Origin of the sequence: Shewanella sp. NKUCC01_JLK (genome assembly GCF_019345615.1) — a bacterium.
GTDB lineage: Bacteria > Pseudomonadota > Gammaproteobacteria > Enterobacterales > Shewanellaceae > Shewanella > Shewanella oncorhynchi.
Map to the genome: position 1 here is coordinate 108894 of NZ_JAHKRD010000015.1, position 17674 is coordinate 126567.

Here is a 17674-nt window from a genome sequence, read left to right on the forward strand (position 1 = left end):
CAGAAAGGCAATTTTAGCTAAGCATTTTAGCCAGACATCCATATATGATGGCTCTGGTTCAAGTAATTTTAGCCAGTACAGGTGGTAGAGAAACCGAAAGTGCATTATGTTGTTGATTTAGAATGGGTGGCTAGACTTTGGCTGGTAAACCAAGCTAAGCAGCCAAAACGTAATAAAGCGTTTGAAATTCTTCGCTTTACTCACTGGGAGTTCAAACTGCTGCTTCAGTTTGAAACTCCTTTAACACGGCGTTAACCTCCTATGACACCTGAATATCTAGCCAAACAAGTTGAATTTATTGACTGGCTCTCGGCTGCAAGTCCCATTGAAGGCGTATTGGGTTCTACATATGGATGGGAATGGCTGCCTACAAGCAGAGATCAAGAGGATCCTTTGAATGGTCCGAAAAAATGTGAGGAAACAAAAGACGCGGAGATGCTTGTGTATAAATCGGCGCTCAGATCTCTGAGAAAAATTGGCCGGTCACATCCTTTGCTTGTGTATGGTCCTCATGATTTTACTGAGAGCTTTAGAGGCGGCGCACTCTTTGCCTTCAAAATGGCAGCGAGAGAGGCCGCTCTCAGACAAAAGGGCGTATGGAGTGAGGTGGCTGAGTTGTATAGCCAAGGCCGATGGCCATGTGGTTTTAAAGAAAATCGTGAATTTGTTGTTTTGTGACTAAAGCTAACGATGCCAAGCATTAGGACAGCTTTTCCGTTGCCTTGAGTTTCTTTAACTGAGATCCGCCATCCCTATCTTTTTTCAGGTTGATTTATCTAAAAGTTTGATTCCCGCCCACAAACATTGCGGGAATGACGGTTAAAGACAGCCTTTAATGAAGCACAGTCTCTTTTACCTTTATCATTAAATCTATTAACAATTCTTCCTTGTCCGTGTAGTTTAGATAGCTTATAAAAACAACAATAGGCTATCGCTATGACTTTACCCTCTGTATCACTTGCTGCATCAACATCATTTGAATTTAAGCCCCTAGTAAATAAATCCCATTTTTCCAAGACCTTACTCGCGTCGGCCTTAGCCTTAAGCTTTATGGGCACAGGTTTAACCTCAGTGCAAGCGGCGACCACTGCTATGCCTGATGCGGCTAAGTTGGCGGCGGGTGTGGAGCAAAAGGTGATCGACTGGCGTCGTGATTTGCATCAACACCCTGAGTTGTCTAACCGTGAGTTTCGTACCAGCAAGATTATTGAAAAACATCTGAAATCCTTAGGATTAGAAGTGCAAACGGGTGTTGCACATACGGGCGTGGTGGCCATTTTGAAAGGCGGGAAGCTGAAGGGCGGCAAGCATGGTCCGTTGATTGCGATTCGAGCAGATATGGATGCACTGCCTGTGACTGAAGTGGTCGATGTGCCTTTTGCCTCTAAGGCGACTGACACTTATCGCGATCAAAAAGTGGGTGTGATGCATGCTTGTGGTCACGATACCCATGTGGCTATGTTAATGGGCGTGGCCGAAAACTTGGTTAAAGTGAAAGACAGCCTAGCGGGGGATGTGATGTTTATCTTCCAACCCGCTGAAGAAGGTGCGCCAGAGGGTGAAGAGGGCGGTGCGGAATTGATGCTCAAAGAAGGGCTGTTTGCTCAGCGCAAACCCGAGCAAGTATTTGGTATGCATGTCACCTCGAGTATGCCGAGTGGCATGATTGGCCTGCGCAGTGGTCCAGCAATGGCGAGTGAAGACTCTTTTACTATCAAAGTGAAAGGCAGCCAAACCCATGGTTCGCGTCCTTGGAATGGGGTCGATCCTATTGTCGCTGCGGCACAAATTATCACTAACGTGCAAACGATCGTCAGCCGTCAGGTGGATATCACTAAAGCGCCGGCAGTGGTGAGTTTTGGCGCGGTCAATGGCGGTATTCGCTCTAATATTATTCCCGATGAAGTCGAGCTGATTGGTACAATTCGTACCTTCGACCAACCTATGCGCGCAGATATTAAACTGCGTTTAGCGCAAATGGCCGAGTTATCGGCAAAAACGCTTGGTGCGACTGCGACGACTGAGATCCATCAAGGTTATCCTGTGGTGGTCAATAATCCTGAATTAGTCGCCAGCATGCGGCCTGTGCTTGCGAGCGTGGTGGGCGATAAGATGCTGATTGAACCCGGGTTAATCACAGGTGCCGAAGACTTTGCTTACTATGCCTTAGAAACGCCGGGGATGTTTTTCTTCCTCGGGGTGACGCCAAAGGGAACGGACCCTGAAACGGCGGCCAGCAATCATTCGCCGGCATTTTATGTGGATGAAAGCGCGCTAAAAGTGGGCGTTGAGGCCATGACCAAAGTGGCGTTAACGGCGCTCAAAGCCCAATAAGTGGCTAATGCATTATTCCGTAAGCGCTGCGGTATAACTTGAGCTTACAAAAAATCGGCGCGGGATACGCTTCCTGCGCTTGATTTGTTAAACAATTTACCTCTATATGTGGATATTTACAGCAAGGAGCGAACAAGATGAAGCGCACGCTATCGGCTCTGGTTTTGGCCATGGGACTTTTGACCCCCCTAAGCCAAGCACAGGCCACCACGGCAGAAGACATTAAGAGTTTCACGCTAGATAACGGCATGAAAATCATGGTGCTAGAAGATGCCTCAATTCCCAATGCCAACATGTATTTATTTTGGAAGGTCGGTTCACGTAACGAAGTGCCCGGCATTACCGGTATTTCGCACTTTTTCGAACACATGATGTTCAACGGTTCGAAAAAGTACGGCCCGAAAATGTTCGACCGCACTATGGAGGCCGCTGGTGGCGCGAACAATGCGTATACCACTGAAGACATGACGGTTTATACAGATTGGTTCCCCGCCAATGCGCTCGAAACTATGTTCGATCTCGAAGCTGACCGCATCGCTAACTTAGATATCAACCAAGCCATGGTCGATAGCGAACGTGGCGTAGTGCAGTCGGAGCGTTCCACTGGCTTAGAAAACTCTAACTGGAATGCCCTTGAAGGCGAAATCAAAGGCGTGGCGTTTTTAGCTCACCCTTATTCGTGGTCGGTGATCGGCCATGAGTCGGATATTGCCGCTTGGTCGCTGGAAGATTTAGTTCAGTACCATAAAACCTATTATGCGCCGAACAATGCCGTGGTCGTGATTGCCGGTGATGTAAAGCTTGCCCAAGTAAAAGCCTTGGCAGAAAAGTACTTTGCGCCTATTCCGGCACAGACTCCGCCTAAAGCGATTCGCACTGTCGAACCTGAGCAAAAGGGTGAGCGTCGCACCTTTGTGCAGAAGGCATCGGTCAGCACACCTAACGTAATGTTGGCGTACCATATTCCGGCGGCAACCCATGCGGATTTTTATGCGCTGGACTTATTAAGCTCGATTCTAAGCCAAGGTAATAGCTCGCGTTTATATCAATCATTGGTTGATAAACAAGTGGCCTTAGAAGCGCAAACCTACATGCCGATGTCGGTCGATCCTAACCTCTTCTATGTGATGGGCGTTGCTACACCTGAGGTGAAAGCCTCGACGCTGGAGCATGCGTTGATTGAACAAATCGATGCGATTGCGACAACTGGCGTGACCCAGCAAGAACTGGATAAAGTTAAAAATATTAAGTTGATGGATTTTTATCGTTCGATGGAAACCATTAATGGTAAGGCTAATACCATAGGCACCTATGAGATGTATTTTGGCAGTTACGACAAGTTATTTAATGCACCTGAAGCCTATAACAAGGTGACGCCTGCGGATATTCAACGAGTTGCCCAAACCTACTTACGTAAATCGAATCGCACTGTGGCTGTGCTGGCGGCAACCGAGGAGTCTTCCCTATGAAATCGACAGCAGTGAAATCACTTAAGATGGCATCACTTGGGAAATCGTCTAAGTTAATGGCAGCATTGGCTTTAGGCACAAGCTTAGTCTTAGCGGGCTGCGCGGCGACATCGGCACCAAAGCGGGTCGATACTGGCAGCTTTGCGATGCCAAGTTACGATAAGTTTGTGTTAGATAACGGCTTAACTGTGTACTTAATGCCGCAGCGCGAAGTGCCGTTAATTACCTTAAATGCCGTGGTACGCGCCGGTGCTGTGAATGACACCACCGCAGGCGTGGCACAAATGACGGCAGAAGGCTTGCTGTTAGGTGCGGCGGGGAAATCTAAGGCGGATATCGAGCAGCAAGTGGATTTTCTCGGTGCAAGCTTAGTGGCCGAAGCGGATAAGGAAGGTAGTTATCTGAGTGCTGACTTTATGGCGAAGGACATTGACTTGATGCTGGGCTTATTTAGCGCGGCGATGTTAACGCCTGATTTTGATGCCGCCGAGTTCGATAAACTCAAACAGCGCGCGATTGCTGGGCTGCAGCAGGATAAAGAAAGCCCGCGGGCTGTGATTGGTCGCTACTTCGATAAGCTCGTATTTGGTGCACATCCTTATGGCAATGCGGCTTCGGGTAACAGTGACTCACTGGAGCAAGTGACAGTGTCACAGCTACGCGCCTTCCATAAGAGTTACTATCAACCTTCCAATACCGCGATAACTGTCGTGGGTGACTTTGATGTGGCGTCGATGAAAGCCAAGCTGACGCATGCCTTTGGTCAGTGGCAGGGCAGCGAAAAGCTGGTGCAGCCTGATTTAAACCAAGGTTTGCCTCAGTTGACCGAGGCCAAAGTCTTGTTGGTGGATAAACCCGATGCAATCGAAACTACTTTTGTGATTGGGGGTTTAGGCATTAGTCGTGACAATCCAGACTATGTAGGTTTAACGGTAGTGAACACTATTTTAGGTGGTCGTTTCACCTCTTGGCTTAACGACGAGCTGCGGGTGAACGCAGGCTTAACCTATGGCGCACGCTCAGGTTTTAGCCCTTATACCGATTCGGGCGTATTCACAATCAGCACTTTCACTAAGACGGAAACCACTCAAGAAGCGATGGATTTAGCCTTAAAAACCTATGCACGTTTATGGGAAAAAGGTGTAGATCAAGCGACCTTAGATTCGGCTAAAGCCTACGTTAAGGGTCAGTTCCCGCCTCAGTTTGAAACCTCAGGGCAGCTGGCGGGGCTCTTATCTGGCATGTATCTATACGGTTTCGATGATAAGTTTATCAATGAGTTCCAAGCTAAGGTGGATGGTTTGACCTTAGAAGAAACCCAAAGGTTAGTGAAAACTTACTTCCCGCAAAAAGATCTGCAATTTGTGCTGATTGGCAATGCGGCTAAGATTGCACCTATTGCCGCTAAGTACGGCAAAGTGCAAACCGTCGATATTAAAGCCACGGGATTTGGCCAATAAGCCATCATTGCGAGGCTTGATTCAATAAAGAAAAGGTCTGCATAGTGCAGACCTTTTGCTTTTCTGTTCTTGGTGCTAGATGCAGCGTTTATTGTCCACCCGGCTTAGCATAATGGGTCATCCAATCCTTCACTTGATTATACCAATAGATAGAGTTATTGGGTTTCATAACCCAATGATTTTCATCGGGGAAGTAAATCATCCGTGATTCCACATTGCGAGTTTGCAGGGTGCGGAACAGTTCAAATCCTTGCCCCACAGGTACTCGGTAGTCGAGCTGACCGTGGCTGACTAAGGTCGGAGTGTTAAAGTTAGCTGCAAAGTAATGCGGAGAAATGGCTTTATACAGCTCAGGATTATCCCAGTAGTTGCCAAATCGAGTGCTGTGGACGGCAAAATCCGACGCCATTTGTGAATACATGTCGTAAACCGCAGCGTGGATCAACAAGGCTTTAAAGGGATGTGGTTGACCTAAAATAATTGAGGTCAGATAACCACCGTAACTTGCACCACCCGCCACCATGCGGTCGCTGTCAATCCAGCTTTGCTGTTTAAACCAGTCGGCCGCCTTGAGCACATCTTCGAGGGATTTATTCTTCCAATCTGGGTTAATCGCATCGGCAAACGCTTGTCCGAAGCCGCTAGAACCATGGAAGTTTGGCCAAGCAGTGACATATCCCCAAGAGGCGAAGGTTTGTGCGTTCCAACGGTAATGGAAACCGTCGGTAATGGCGTTATGTGGCCCGCCGTGAACCAGCATAAATAGGGGATATTTTTTACTGCGATCGAATCCGGGGGGATAGTGAACCCACATTTGAATATCTTGATCTTGATATCCCTTGTAGGTCACTGATTCGTAAGTGCCTAAATCAACATCTTTGAGAATATCGTCATTAAAATTCTCTAGGCGTACCGTCTTACCATTGCGGGGATTAATGCTGACCAAGCGCGCTGGGTGCAAAAAGCTCTCGTTGGTGGCAATCAGTTCACCGTCTTTACCTATGGCGGGTTGGCCAAAGTCAGTCGCCTCTGTAATGGCTTTGACTTTACCGTTTTTGGCATCGATATGATAAATGCGGTTAGTGGCGGCATCTTCGATGGTAGCATAAAAGCCTTTACTGTCGGGGGTCCAATTAAATTGGCTGACCGAGCGATCCCAGTCTGGTGTTAGCGTATTAAGTTTGCGGCTATCAATATCCAGTAACATCAGTCTTATGGTATCGGCATAGAAACCGGGGATTTTCTGACGGGTAAAAGCCAGCGTTTTGCCATTGGGACTAAAGCTGGGATCAGCATCTGCGGCTTGATTTTCTGGGGTGATATTCTCTGCTTTACCACTGCCAATCGTCGCAAGGAAAATATCCAGTTTAGGGTCGACACGGTTGTCTGAGCCATAAGTACTGAAGGCAATTAAGCGTTCATTAGGCGAAATATCGTAACTTGAACTGCTTTGGCTCGAGCGTGGTAACTCATGGCCGAGTGCTTGCGTCACGGATTCGACTTCGCCGCCTGAAGCGGGGAGCCTAAATACATGGGCTTGGCGACGTTCATCTAACCAGTGATCAAACTGAGCGTAGGGCAAAGCGTTCCACTGGCGAGCGGAGACCTTATTGTCCTCGTCGGCTTTTAGTTGGGTTTTCATCTCGTCCCATGTTTGATTTGGGAATACATTGCTGATGAAATACAAATGCTTGCCAACCCATTTAATACCATTTACGCCAGTAGGTATGTCGGTTAAGCGTTGCGCTTCACCCGGACCGTCCATAGGCAATAGGTAGATTTGGCCTGCGTCGTCTTCATTTCGCTCACTCACAAAGGCCAAGGTTTTGCCGTCGGGCGAAAACACGGGCTCGCTCACCTTTAACCCTTTGACTGTAATAGCGCGATTATTCTTACCTTCGCCATCAAAACGCCATAACTGGGTCGAACCTTTATCTTCCTTCAGATCATATTCTGTGACTGGCGCAATAATATGCTCACCAGAGGGCGATACGACTGGGCTACCAATACGCTTAAGTTGCCAGAGCAATTCCACCGAGAGCGGTTTACCCTGCTCCGCAAATGCTGAGCCGAATGGCATCAACAGACAGAGCAATAAGATTCCTGTCTTCTTCACTGTGAGTCTCCTTATCATACATATAGTTATAATGATTTTATTTATGGTGCAGATTCGAGAGTATAGAAACCGAGCATGAAAGCAAACTGAGTGATAACCCATAGCGGGACGCTTTGTGTAAGCATCTGTGAATGGTTGTCGGCTAATTGTGATTTGTTGATGACAGAATTACAGGCTAATCTAGGGTGATATTTCGGCTGAGGACTAGGTAGATGCAGAATAAAATCAACCGATTAAGACTATTATGGGGAGTGGCAATTGCACTGAGTGCTGCTATTCCTCTGGCTGCACACGCGGCTAAGGTAAGTTTTAGTGAGTTTTGCCCTCAGTTTACTGGTCAATGGGTGGGCGATGCCGCCAAAGTGGGGGAAGTGCCACGAAAAGTCACAGTCACCGGATTTTGCTCCCATGATAAGCGGCAGCTGTTATTGTCTGTCAGTGTTGGCACGCGTGCGCCCTATAGTGAAACCTGGTGGTTTAGGGAGCAGGGCGAGCAAGTGTTGTTGACCTATTACGATGGCGTGTCCCAAGAGAAGCAGCAGGTCTTTAGCTTATATCGTCAAAATGGCGATTATTCTTTGCTGGGTGAGGGCGTGGTTACTGCTCGGTCTGCGTTAATTCAATTACTGTTCGAGGCAAAGGGGGCGGGTGCTCAAGCTAACGCATGGCAATGGACGCAGAATATTCAATATTTAGACGATGATGTTGATCGCTATCAGCTTTTTCGCGGGATAGAGATGACGCCAGTCGCGCCATCTCCTTAGCCGCAAATCCGCGATTTACCTTCGATAGCGCTTAAAGTGCGCCTTCAAACCCAAGCTGACGCCACGCTTCATAGCTGATAATTGCCACTGCATTAGACAGATTCAAGCTACGGCTGGTGGCCGCCATGGGGATGCGTAGTCTCTGTTCAGTGGGGATGGATTCGATAATCGCCATCGGTAAGCCTCGGGTTTCTGGGCCGAATAGCAGCACATCGTCTTTGGCAAAACTCAGCTCAGTATGCGGGCGACTCCCCTTAGTGGTGCAGGCCATAATGCGCTTGCCAGCCATGGCTTCGAGGAAAGTATCGAAGTCTTTATGGCGAGTCACATTGGTTAAGTCGGCATAGTCCAAACCCGCGCGGCGTAGCTTTTTCTCTTCTAGATCAAAACCTAATGGCTCAATCAAATGCAGCTGGCAGCCATTGTTTGCGCAAAGGCGAATGATATTACCTGTGTTAGGTGCGATTTCTGGCTCATAGAGTGCGATATGGAACATACTGGCCCGCCTGTAGAAAATGACGGCCGATTATACGGCAAACTGTGCCCAAGCGCAGTGTCTGTTGTGGGTGGATTTGGCTAAGTTCATGCAATAGAGGTTGTGATAGGTGGAATTGTTATCTCAAGGCTTGCCTGTTTTATTATCTCAAAGTAATATATCTCAACATCAAGATACTTTTTAGGAAGTCATTATGCCCTTTATTATTGCGTTACTCGCTCCTGTATTTTGGGGGACGACCTATGCGTTAGTGAGTCTCTACTTACATGACATGTCGCCCTACTGGGTAGCCGTGTGGCGTGCCTTGCCTGCGGGGATATTAATGCTGATGCTGCGTCCTCGTTTGCCAACTTTGGTTTGGTCAAAGCTTGGTTTGCTGGCTTTTTGTAATATCGGTGCCTTCTTCACTTTGCTATTTATCGGCGCGTATCGTTTGCCGGGCGCGGTGGCGGGAACCTTAGGGGCTACTCTGCCGCTCATCTTCTTAATACTGGCTTGGCTCATTGATAAAAAACGCCCAGGAATGAAGTGGTTATTATTAGGTTTGATGGGATTAGGTGGGGTCATTTTACTGCTTAACCCTTCGGCGGATCTCGATCCTATCGGCGTACTTTGCATGCTGAGTGCCACGACGTTAATTGCCTTTTCTTCTCGCTGGATGCAAAAGTGGGATGTGGGTGACTTTTTAGTGCTGACCGCGTGGCAGCTATTATTGGGCGGTTTGATGCTGATCCCACTGGCTTGGTTTATGGCAGGGCCACCGCAGCTACCGAGTATGACGCTTGTACCTTCACTGATATGGTTAGTGATTGCCAACACCGCCGTTGCCTATTGGGCTTGGCTGTCGTCTATGAGAAACTTAGGGCCAGAAATCATGGGTATGGTCGCTTTAGTCAACCCTGTGGTTGCCGTATCATTAGGGGTCATGATTGTGGGGGAAACTTTAGATATGCGCCAATGGATGGGAATAGCTGTGATTTTATTGTCACTGTTATTGATGAAGTTGCCGCAGAATTTAAGGTTAAATCCATTTAAAAAAGTGCAACCCTAGTCATTATTTTGGGGTGAATGAGGCATAGATGCTAAAACGTTTGGATCTGAATTTACTGCCCGTACTCGAAATTCTACTTGAGGAGCAAAGCGTGACCGCTGCTGCTGCGCGGTTGCATTTGAGCCAGTCGGCGGTGAGTAAACAGCTGACACGTCTGAGGGAAGTGTTTGATGATCCTTTATTTGAACGTACCGCCTACGGCCTAAAACCGACACCCAAGGCTTTGTCACTCGCGCCTGAGTTGCGCCAATGCTTACAGCAATTGGCGCAATTTACTCGGCCGGACACCTTCGAACCCGCCTTGAGCCAACGACAGTTTAGAATGCATTTGGTCGAAACCACCTATTCACTGACCTTTCCCCATTTTATGCCCATGTTGCTCACTCAAGCGCCCGGTGTGAGTCTCAATTGCCAAACGTGGCGACTCGATACCATGGACAGATTACTGCGCTGCGACATCGACTTAGCCATAGGTTGCCGCGAGTGGGACGAGCGCTCGCCCATGCATGTGAATAATATTCCCGATGACTTATGCCATGTTGAGTTAGTGCAGGATTATCCCGTGTGTTTGATGCGTCGTGATCATCCGGCGTTAACACAAGAGTGGAATTTAGATACCTTCTTGAGTTATCGCCATCTGCAAGTGGCCTTTGGCGGTTTAGAGCATTGGTTGCTGGATGATGTGTTGCAACTCGAGGGCCGTAAACGGGATATTGCCGTGAATATGACCGACTTTCAGAGTGCTCTCACCCTGTGTGAACAGAGCGATTTAATCCTCTGCGCACCTTCGCGCTATGCCTTGGCTGTGATGAAGTCTTTTGAGCTTCAGTCTTTACCATCACCCATCAAGCTGATCCCCGGTGCGTATTTATTGATGTGGCACAAACACTTCGAACACGACTTGAGCCATAAATGGCTGCGAGAGTTGATTATTAGCCAAGTGCTGCGTTCGATTACACTTCAGATTTAGGCCGTTTTGGTGCGGCTAACCAAGTGATTAATGCGGGCAAGATATTTTGCCCATCTGTTAAGCCTTGCTGATAGACAGCGGTTACTTTACCGATATTGCGATCGAGCCGCGATAGATTAAGTGGTTGCGCTGGGCGGATCACAAAGGCTTTATTATTCGCAACGGCTTGGTTTAACTCGACTAATGCTTGATTATAAACACGATGGCGTTCATTTAGCGCATGGGCAACGGCGGGATAGTGTTTATAGGTTTTGCGGGCTAACCAATTCATTTTCATCGCGGATTTTTGATAATGCTCATCTTGAGTCAGGATCACGACTTGGCGTGCGTAACTGTCCTTTCGTGATTGCGCTACTGGTATCGGTTCGCCGATGCCGCCATCGAGGTAAGGATTTTGGTTGATCACGCTGGGTTTAGACATAAAAGGCAGGCTAGAGGAGGCAATGAGCACGTCGAGCAATTTATCGTGTTCATTAAAATCGGCCATCCCAAAGTAATCGGTTTTTCCTGTGTTGCAGTTAAAGGCGCCGACCTTGAATTCGGTATTACTATTTAAAAATGTATCAAAATCAAATGGCAGCAACTCATAAGCCATGCGACGGTAGGTAAAGTCTGTATTGACATAATTACCCGTTGCCAGCCAATGGCGGATGCCCATATAGCGTTTGTCATTGAGATATTGCTGCTGAATGTGGAGATTGCGACCAAATTGGCGGGATACATAGGACGCGGGATAAATGGCACCTGCAGATACCCCAATTACATAGTTGAAGTGAAGTGACTGCTGTAAAAACGCGTCTAATACACCTGCGGTATAAATGGCCCTGAGGCCACCACCTTCCAACACTAAGGCCACATCTTTCATCGAGTTACATCTTTTTATCGGTTTATCACCGCAGAATACCCCAGCTTAGCGCAGAAATGAATGCGTGTAAGGTATCCTCAAGATGCGTGACCAACATCAAGATGATGTGACTTTTTCTTAGTTTTAATTGGTAAGATATTGGTTACGTTATCGTTTACACCATCTTTTTGATGGCCCAGGTTAACATGATAGGCTTGGTGAAAATCTGCCTGACTAAAGTATTGGCTAAGTGCATTGAGTGCTTCTTTCACTTTTGCGGGCTGCTTATCTCGCGCCGACGTTACGCTATAAACACTGTAGGTATTGAGTGACCATTCGGGTAATAGGGTGACCAGTTGGCCGCTTTCGAGGTATTTATGCACTTCAGGTTCGGGCAGAGCGGCAAATCCTAGACCATCGAGTGTGAGTTGAATTAACGCCTGCATATTGTTGACGCTAATTCGCTGGCTTGTCAGTTCAAAACACTCTTGGCTGAAGGCGTGGGTTAAGATATCGCCTTTAGCATAAGTGTGATAGATCCGATTTATTTCAGCTAACTCCGTTGGGTGGCTAAGGTTTTTATGCATTGGCAGATAATTGGGGGAGGCGCACAGTAACATACGCCAATCGGCTAAATGGCGGGCAATTAAGTTGGAATCCGATAAGGGGCCGATGCAAATCGCCAGATCGATACCGTCGTTGACTATATCTATCGGGCCATCTTGCAGCAGTAAATTCAAACTTATCTGTGGATGTGCTGCCAACAGGTAATTAAAAGGTTCGCTTAACAGGCCGCCGCCAAATCCTATAGGCGCGGCAATCTTTAATTCCCCTGATGGAATACCTTTCAAGTTATTAAGTTTCTGCTCTGTGCTTTCGACTATCGCTATGACCTTGCGGCAATTCTCATAGAACAAACTGCCCGCTTCGGTGAGTGTGAGGTTGCGGGTATTGCGGTGGAACAGGCTGATCCCCATGTCCATTTCGAGCTTGGTCACTTGCTGACTTACCGCCGACGAGCTGAGATTTAATTGCTGCGCTGCGGCACTCATTGAGCCCTTTTCTGCGATTGTCGCAAAAACGATCATCCCTTTGATCATGTTTTTATTCATTTTTAAGTAACTCTTACAAGTGAATACCTAAAGTCTAACTTGAGCTGATTGTAACATAGAGATACATTGCCGTATTGAAAATTGTTCTCATTTACAATCTTTGCTCTAATGGAGACTTGTCGGTTATGTTGTTAAGTCGTAAGAAGTACCTCGCTCAAGTGATCACCGCTTTATGTTTGTTGCCCACAGTACCAGTAACAAATGCCCTTGCGGATACCGCGTCAGATAAAGAAAAGATGATGGAAAGAATCGTGGTGACTGCATCGGGATTTGAACAGCAAATTCGTGATGCGCCAGCTTCTATCAGCGTGATCACCCGTGAGGATCTGGATAACCGCTTCTACCGCGACTTAACCGATGCCATGTTAGAAGTGCCCGGCGTAGTGATTACGGGCGGTGCAGACCGTCAGGATATCAGTCTGCGGGGCATGGGTAGCCAATACACGTTAATTTTAGTGGATGGTAAACGCCAATCCTCGCGCGAGACACGGACCAACAGTGACGGCCCAGGCGTTGAAGGCGCTTGGACGCCACCATTGGCTGCTATCGATAGAATTGAGATCGTTCGTGGGCCTATGTCGTCACTTTATGGTTCGGATGCCATTGGTGGGGTAATTAACATTATCACTCGCAAAGTGCCAAACGAGTGGCAGGGTGAGGTACGACTCGACAGCACTTTGCAGGAAAAGTCTGACTCGGGAAATGTGTATCAAGGCAACTTTTTCGTCAACGGTGGTTTGATCAAAGATCTGCTAGGGATGCAACTTTATGGTCAATATACTCAGCGTGAAGAAGATCAAATCTATGGTGGTTACCGAGGTCGCGATGCGACTAACTTGACCGCGAGATTTGCGCTCACACCCAATGAAAATCACGATATCATGTTTGAAGTTGGCACTTCTAACCAAGAACTCGACAGCAGTTTAGGTAAAACAGTCACACCGTTAGCACCGGGCGAAGCCTGTGGTCGTCGCGGTTGCCCTGAATCTTCAACGACAGAATATGAAAACAGCACTTTCTCCCTTTCACATACAGGTCGTTGGGACTTTGGTACTTCGGATAGTTATATCAAGCATGAAGTGTTTGATAATAAATCCCGTAAGATGAAAATCACTAACACGGATGCGCAATCTAGCCTTATCACTACGTTAGGCCAAAGTCATACAGCGACCTTTGGTGCAGCATTCAACCATCAAGATCTAACCGACGAAACAGGTAACCAAGTGAGTGACTTAACTGATATTAGTCGCAAACAATGGTCGGTGTTTTCTGAGGATGAATGGCGCATTGTCGATAACTTTGCTCTGACCATGGGGCTGCGTTTGGATGATGATGAAAACTTTGGTAATCATGTCAGTCCGCGCGTTTATGGCGTGTGGGGATTAACCGACAGCACCACCTTAAAGGGCGGTGTATCAACAGGGTTTAGGGCGCCGAGTTTACGCCAGACAGTGCCCGACTGGGGACAAGTCAGCCGTGGTGGCAACATGTACGGTAATCCAGATTTACAACCTGAAACTTCAGTTAACTACGAGTTAGGTCTGTATTCTGATCTGACCGAGAGCATTACCGCCAGCGCGGGTGCGTTCTATAACGAGTTTAATGACAAGATCACCCGCGTTGCCTGTCCTGCGACTCAATGTACTGATGGTCCAAATCAATTTGGTTCTAATCCAACGACTTATGTGAACGTCGACGAAGCTGTGACCCAAGGGATTGAACTGAGTATCGACTATCGCATTCGCTCAAACTTGAGTTTGACGGGTAACTATACCTATACGGATTCGGAGCAAAAGACAGGTGTTTATAAAGGTAGCCCATTAAATCAATTGCCTAAGCATTTGATCCAAGCGTCTTTCAACTACGAGCCTATTGATAATTTAAGCACTTGGTTGAGGGTGAACTACCGTGGCGAAGAGAGCCAACCGACGACTGGACCTTCATCGAGCAGTTTAATCGCGCCTTCTTATACTCTGCTGGATTTGGGGGCTAACTACCAGTTGAACGATAGCCTGAAATTTAGCGCGGGCATTTATAACGCCTTTGATAAGGAAATTACCCAAGAAGAATACGGTTATATCGAAGATGGCCGCCGTTACTGGTTAGGTATGACCTATAGTTTTTAAATTAAAAATAGCGAGTTATAAAGAAGCCAGCACTTAGCTGGCTTCTTTTTTGATTATTCAAAATTCGGTTTACGAATAAACAGGACGCTGAGATCTTGCTTTGGCGTGAACTGTTTTTGCTGGAACTCAAAGGTGAGTGGGTCAGTTTTTTTAAGCTCGCCATCAAAACACAGGCTAATGAGATCAGTGGGCTGGGATTTTTTCAGGGTGAGTTTGAAGTCCTTAATCGCCCCTTGCCAGTTATTCGCCGTGACCAAAATATAGCTAAGGTGGCTCCATTCCACGCCATATTCAACATCTTCGCCGTCTTGTTTGACAACGAGATTACGCTTCCGAATACCTTGTTTGGCGCTTTCATCTAAACAGGCAAGTTCAGTGTAAGTATCAATAATACTACTGGCAGTATCGGGGATGCCCGTTGAGAGGCTTGGCGTGTAGCTATGGCTGATAGCGACAGATTGGCCCGCGGGAAAGGTTTGTTCCCACACAAAGTAATCACTTAGGGTAAAGGCGATTTGTTGGTCCTCATCCAACCATTGCTTGGGGAGCGCGGGTTTGCCCTCGGGGACTTCGGCATATTCGGCAAAGTAAGCGACTTCATCTACACCCCAGCCAAGCTGTTTCAGCTCGGTTGAAATATCGGTTTTATCGGCAAGTTGGGCAACCAGCCTGTGCTGAGTTGGCTGGGTTTTGCCATTCACTTTAAGGGTGAAGTTATCAATACTGCTGTGATCGGCGGAGCCAAAAAACATTGGTGGCATGGGGAAGGCGATGGGGACGATAAGATCCTGTGAACTGGTGTTGGTAAACACATAATCAACCCTGACTTCGGTCTCGCTGATGAAGAGGGACTCTTTATCCATACTGATATTAGGCTGATATTTCAAGGTAATAGAGCCATTAGCATCGCCAAAACTGCTGTCGTTGGCAGAGGCAGTTTCTCCGTAGACGAGTAAAACTATAGCAAAAAGGGGTATGGCTAAGTGTGCTGACATGAACTTCTTAACTCTAGTTGGATGCTTTAAGTATCAATGGGGAACGATTATTGCGCGCGGGCGAGGTCGATGGCCGCACTTATCGCATTTCGCGCTTGTGGGCTATTTTTCCAGCAAGTGGTGCGCAGCATGCTGGCGACTAAGTTAGCAATATCATCCACTTCGTGTTGGGCGAGTTGTTGCAGCGAGCTGATGCCAATTTCTTCGAAGCGTTTAATTACCGTAGGGCCAACGCCTTTGAGTGCTAATAAGGCTTGTTTTTCTTGTTCATTAAAACCCATAACGAATACTCCTTTATTGTTGGGATTGTGCTCAATTAATAGTACTGGGCAAGATTACCTTTAAACCGAGTTAACAAAAAGGCCCTCGAAGGGCCTGTTTAGTCTTTATGAATCAACAATCATCAATAAGTGTTACATATCGCAGGGTTTGAGTGGCTTACGCAATTGAGCGCGCACGTTGTCCATGCCTGAGTAAAACTCTTTCATCATCAATAGACCCATCATCTTGCCGTTATCGGTGACGATCAGATTGTCTGGATCTGTTGGGTCGTTTTTGATGGCGCCAATCAGTTTCATCGAGGTCATTTCTTTAAATAAGGCGGTATCTAAATTGACGCCAAAGGTTTCGCGGAAATATTTACGCGATAAACGGCCGGAGAACATGCCCAGCAAAAAGCGATATTGCATCACGTCTTTTTTGCTGTAGTTCTTTTGTTGCTCGACACCCATTTGACCCGCTGCGATGCGTTCTTGGTACTTACGTAGCGAGAAAGTGTTCACATAAAGCGTGTCATTTAAGAAACTAAATGAGCCCGAACCTACCCCTAAATATTCGTCGTAATCAATAACGTATTCGTCAAATCCTTCGTCATCGGTTTTACCAAATGCCCATGCAGATAATTGATTATATTGACCATTAAGACTGTTTAATATTTGGCGATATTGGTTTGCCATATCCGCTTGCGGCGCCGCTAATTTGCCTTTAACACTCTTACGGGTTTGATGAGTGATCATCAGCGGATAGGTGGTAATTTGTCTTGGGTCTAAGCGCGATGCCATGTCGAGATCGTGTTGGATCACTTCATCGGTTTGGCCGCGGAAACCAAAAATCAGGTCGACGTTGATAATAGGGAATAACTCTTTGGCACCCATGATCTTGTCGAAGGTTTGCTGACCCGTGCCGAATTTATCGAGTCGGTCGGTCATTTTTAAAATATCATCATTAAAGCTTTGCACGCCGATAGACATGCGATCCACTAAGCCTTTGAGCTGTTTAAAGCCTGGGCTGTCTAAATGCTGTGGATCGGACTCGCAGGAGACTTCTTTAATGCTAGGAAATAGGGTTTTAGCGTGTTCTATGGTACGGGCTAATTCGTCTTCTAATACCGTGGTGGTACCACCACCAATGTACATAGATTCAAAGTCATAGCCGAGGGCCTTGACCATTTCCATCTCTTTACGTAATGAGATGAAGTAGGCACGCGCCTTGTCTTCCTTAAACATAAAACGGTGGAAGGTACAGTAAGAGCACAGGGTATGGCAGAAGGGAATATGTGCGTATAGCATATATTTTTTGCCTTCAACCGGTGCTGGCATCATTTCTGCGGAAAGCGTATCGAGGCGAAGATTCTTATCGACATAGTACTGCATGACCCGTTCCATCGAGCCGAGCATCCAGTTAGGGACGGTAATATTCGCTTGATAAGGCGTTGCGATAGCGCCGCTGAGCGTTTGAATAACTGATGACATAACGATTCCTATCTGAGAGTGCTAACCGTAAACACCGAAATTGCTTTAGGTAATTCACGACCACCTAGCGCAATAAGACTACCTCGTATGTAATTGTTAAAACGTGAACTGGTTATAAGTTACGGTTTCCTAACAAGGAAATCACGGGCTTTTTGTTAAGCAGATCATGTTTTAGCGATTGAGAAT

Annotated in this window: 15 protein-coding genes; 8 read left to right on the top strand and 7 right to left on the bottom strand. The window is 47.0% G+C overall.

Going from position 1 to position 17674, the window contains the following annotated elements:
• Nucleotides 1–261: 261 nt before the first annotated feature.
• The 4 genes from KO537_RS16595 (at nt 262) to KO537_RS16610 (ending at nt 5263) form a co-directional block, all read left to right on the top strand.
• Nucleotides 262–678 (top strand): hypothetical protein, encoded by a 417-nt coding sequence (locus tag KO537_RS16595; protein WP_113940298.1) that lies wholly within the window; start codon nt 262–264, stop codon nt 676–678.
• Between the two features lie 258 nt (nt 679–936).
• A complete protein-coding gene (locus KO537_RS16600) occupies nt 937–2334 on the top strand; it encodes an amidohydrolase (RefSeq protein WP_219234977.1) in 1398 nt (465 codons plus the stop codon).
• Nucleotides 2335–2471: 137 nt separating this feature from the next.
• Nucleotides 2472–3803, top strand: coding sequence for a pitrilysin family protein (locus KO537_RS16605; protein ID WP_219234979.1), 1332 nt, complete (start codon nt 2472–2474; stop codon nt 3801–3803).
• Nucleotides 3800–5263, top strand: a complete 1464-nt coding sequence (locus KO537_RS16610) for a pitrilysin family protein (protein WP_219234980.1) — start codon at nt 3800–3802, stop codon at nt 5261–5263. The genes KO537_RS16605 and KO537_RS16610 overlap by 4 nt, the downstream gene beginning before the upstream one ends.
• Nucleotides 5264–5351: 88 nt before the next feature.
• On the opposite strand, the gene KO537_RS16615 is transcribed toward KO537_RS16610, so the two are convergent.
• Complete coding sequence (locus tag KO537_RS16615) at nt 5352–7379, bottom strand: S9 family peptidase (RefSeq protein ID WP_219234982.1); 2028 nt, start codon at nt 7377–7379, stop codon at nt 5352–5354.
• Nucleotides 7380–7591: 212 nt separating this feature from the next.
• On the opposite strand from KO537_RS16615, the gene KO537_RS16620 reads away from it, so the two are divergent.
• Nucleotides 7592–8143 (top strand): hypothetical protein, encoded by a 552-nt coding sequence (locus KO537_RS16620; protein ID WP_219234984.1) that lies wholly within the window; start codon nt 7592–7594, stop codon nt 8141–8143.
• A 31-nt stretch (nt 8144–8174) separates the two neighbouring features.
• On the opposite strand, the gene trmL is transcribed toward KO537_RS16620, so the two are convergent.
• Nucleotides 8175–8639, bottom strand: coding sequence for a tRNA (uridine(34)/cytosine(34)/5-carboxymethylaminomethyluridine(34)-2'-O)-methyltransferase TrmL (gene trmL / locus KO537_RS16625; RefSeq protein ID WP_219234986.1), 465 nt, complete (start codon nt 8637–8639; stop codon nt 8175–8177).
• Between the two features lie 193 nt (nt 8640–8832).
• Here trmL and KO537_RS16630 point away from each other — a divergent pair, with 193 nt between their 5' ends.
• Nucleotides 8833–9690: an EamA family transporter gene (locus KO537_RS16630; RefSeq protein WP_219234987.1), complete on the top strand. Its 858-nt coding sequence runs from the start codon at nt 8833–8835 to the stop codon at nt 9688–9690.
• A gap of 28 nt (nt 9691–9718) precedes the next feature.
• Nucleotides 9719–10660, top strand: coding sequence for a LysR family transcriptional regulator (locus tag KO537_RS16635; protein ID WP_198572366.1), 942 nt, complete (start codon nt 9719–9721; stop codon nt 10658–10660).
• Here the strand turns inward: KO537_RS16635 and KO537_RS16640 are convergent.
• Together KO537_RS16640 and KO537_RS16645 are read right to left on the bottom strand one after the other, a co-directional pair.
• Entirely contained in the window at nt 10644–11525 is an 882-nt protein-coding gene (locus tag KO537_RS16640) for a patatin family protein (protein ID WP_219234989.1), read from the bottom strand. The two genes, KO537_RS16635 and KO537_RS16640, sit on opposite strands and share 17 nt — an antisense overlap.
• A 77-nt stretch (nt 11526–11602) precedes the next feature.
• The gene (locus KO537_RS16645) at nt 11603–12616 is read right to left on the bottom strand and encodes a LysR family transcriptional regulator (protein ID WP_198572365.1); all 1014 of its coding nucleotides are present in this window, start codon (nt 12614–12616) and stop codon (nt 11603–11605) included.
• Between the two features lie 125 nt (nt 12617–12741).
• Between KO537_RS16645 and KO537_RS16650 the strand changes: the two genes are divergently transcribed.
• Nucleotides 12742–14742: a ligand-gated channel protein gene (locus tag KO537_RS16650; protein WP_219234991.1), complete on the top strand. Its 2001-nt coding sequence runs from the start codon at nt 12742–12744 to the stop codon at nt 14740–14742.
• Nucleotides 14743–14795: 53 nt separating this feature from the next.
• Here the strand turns inward: KO537_RS16650 and KO537_RS16655 are convergent, their stop codons facing one another.
• The 3 genes from KO537_RS16655 to KO537_RS16665 all read right to left on the bottom strand — a co-directional run bounded on the left by KO537_RS16655 (nt 14796) and on the right by KO537_RS16665 (nt 17488).
• The gene (locus tag KO537_RS16655; RefSeq protein ID WP_219234993.1) at nt 14796–15737 is read right to left on the bottom strand and encodes a DUF4424 domain-containing protein; all 942 of its coding nucleotides are present in this window, start codon (nt 15735–15737) and stop codon (nt 14796–14798) included.
• Between the two features lie 47 nt (nt 15738–15784).
• Complete coding sequence (locus KO537_RS16660) at nt 15785–16018, bottom strand: hypothetical protein (RefSeq protein WP_011787794.1); 234 nt, start codon at nt 16016–16018, stop codon at nt 15785–15787.
• A 132-nt stretch (nt 16019–16150) separates the two neighbouring features.
• A complete protein-coding gene (locus KO537_RS16665; protein ID WP_105250563.1) occupies nt 16151–17488 on the bottom strand; it encodes a coproporphyrinogen III oxidase family protein in 1338 nt (445 codons plus the stop codon).
• Nucleotides 17489–17674 lie beyond the last annotated feature (186 nt).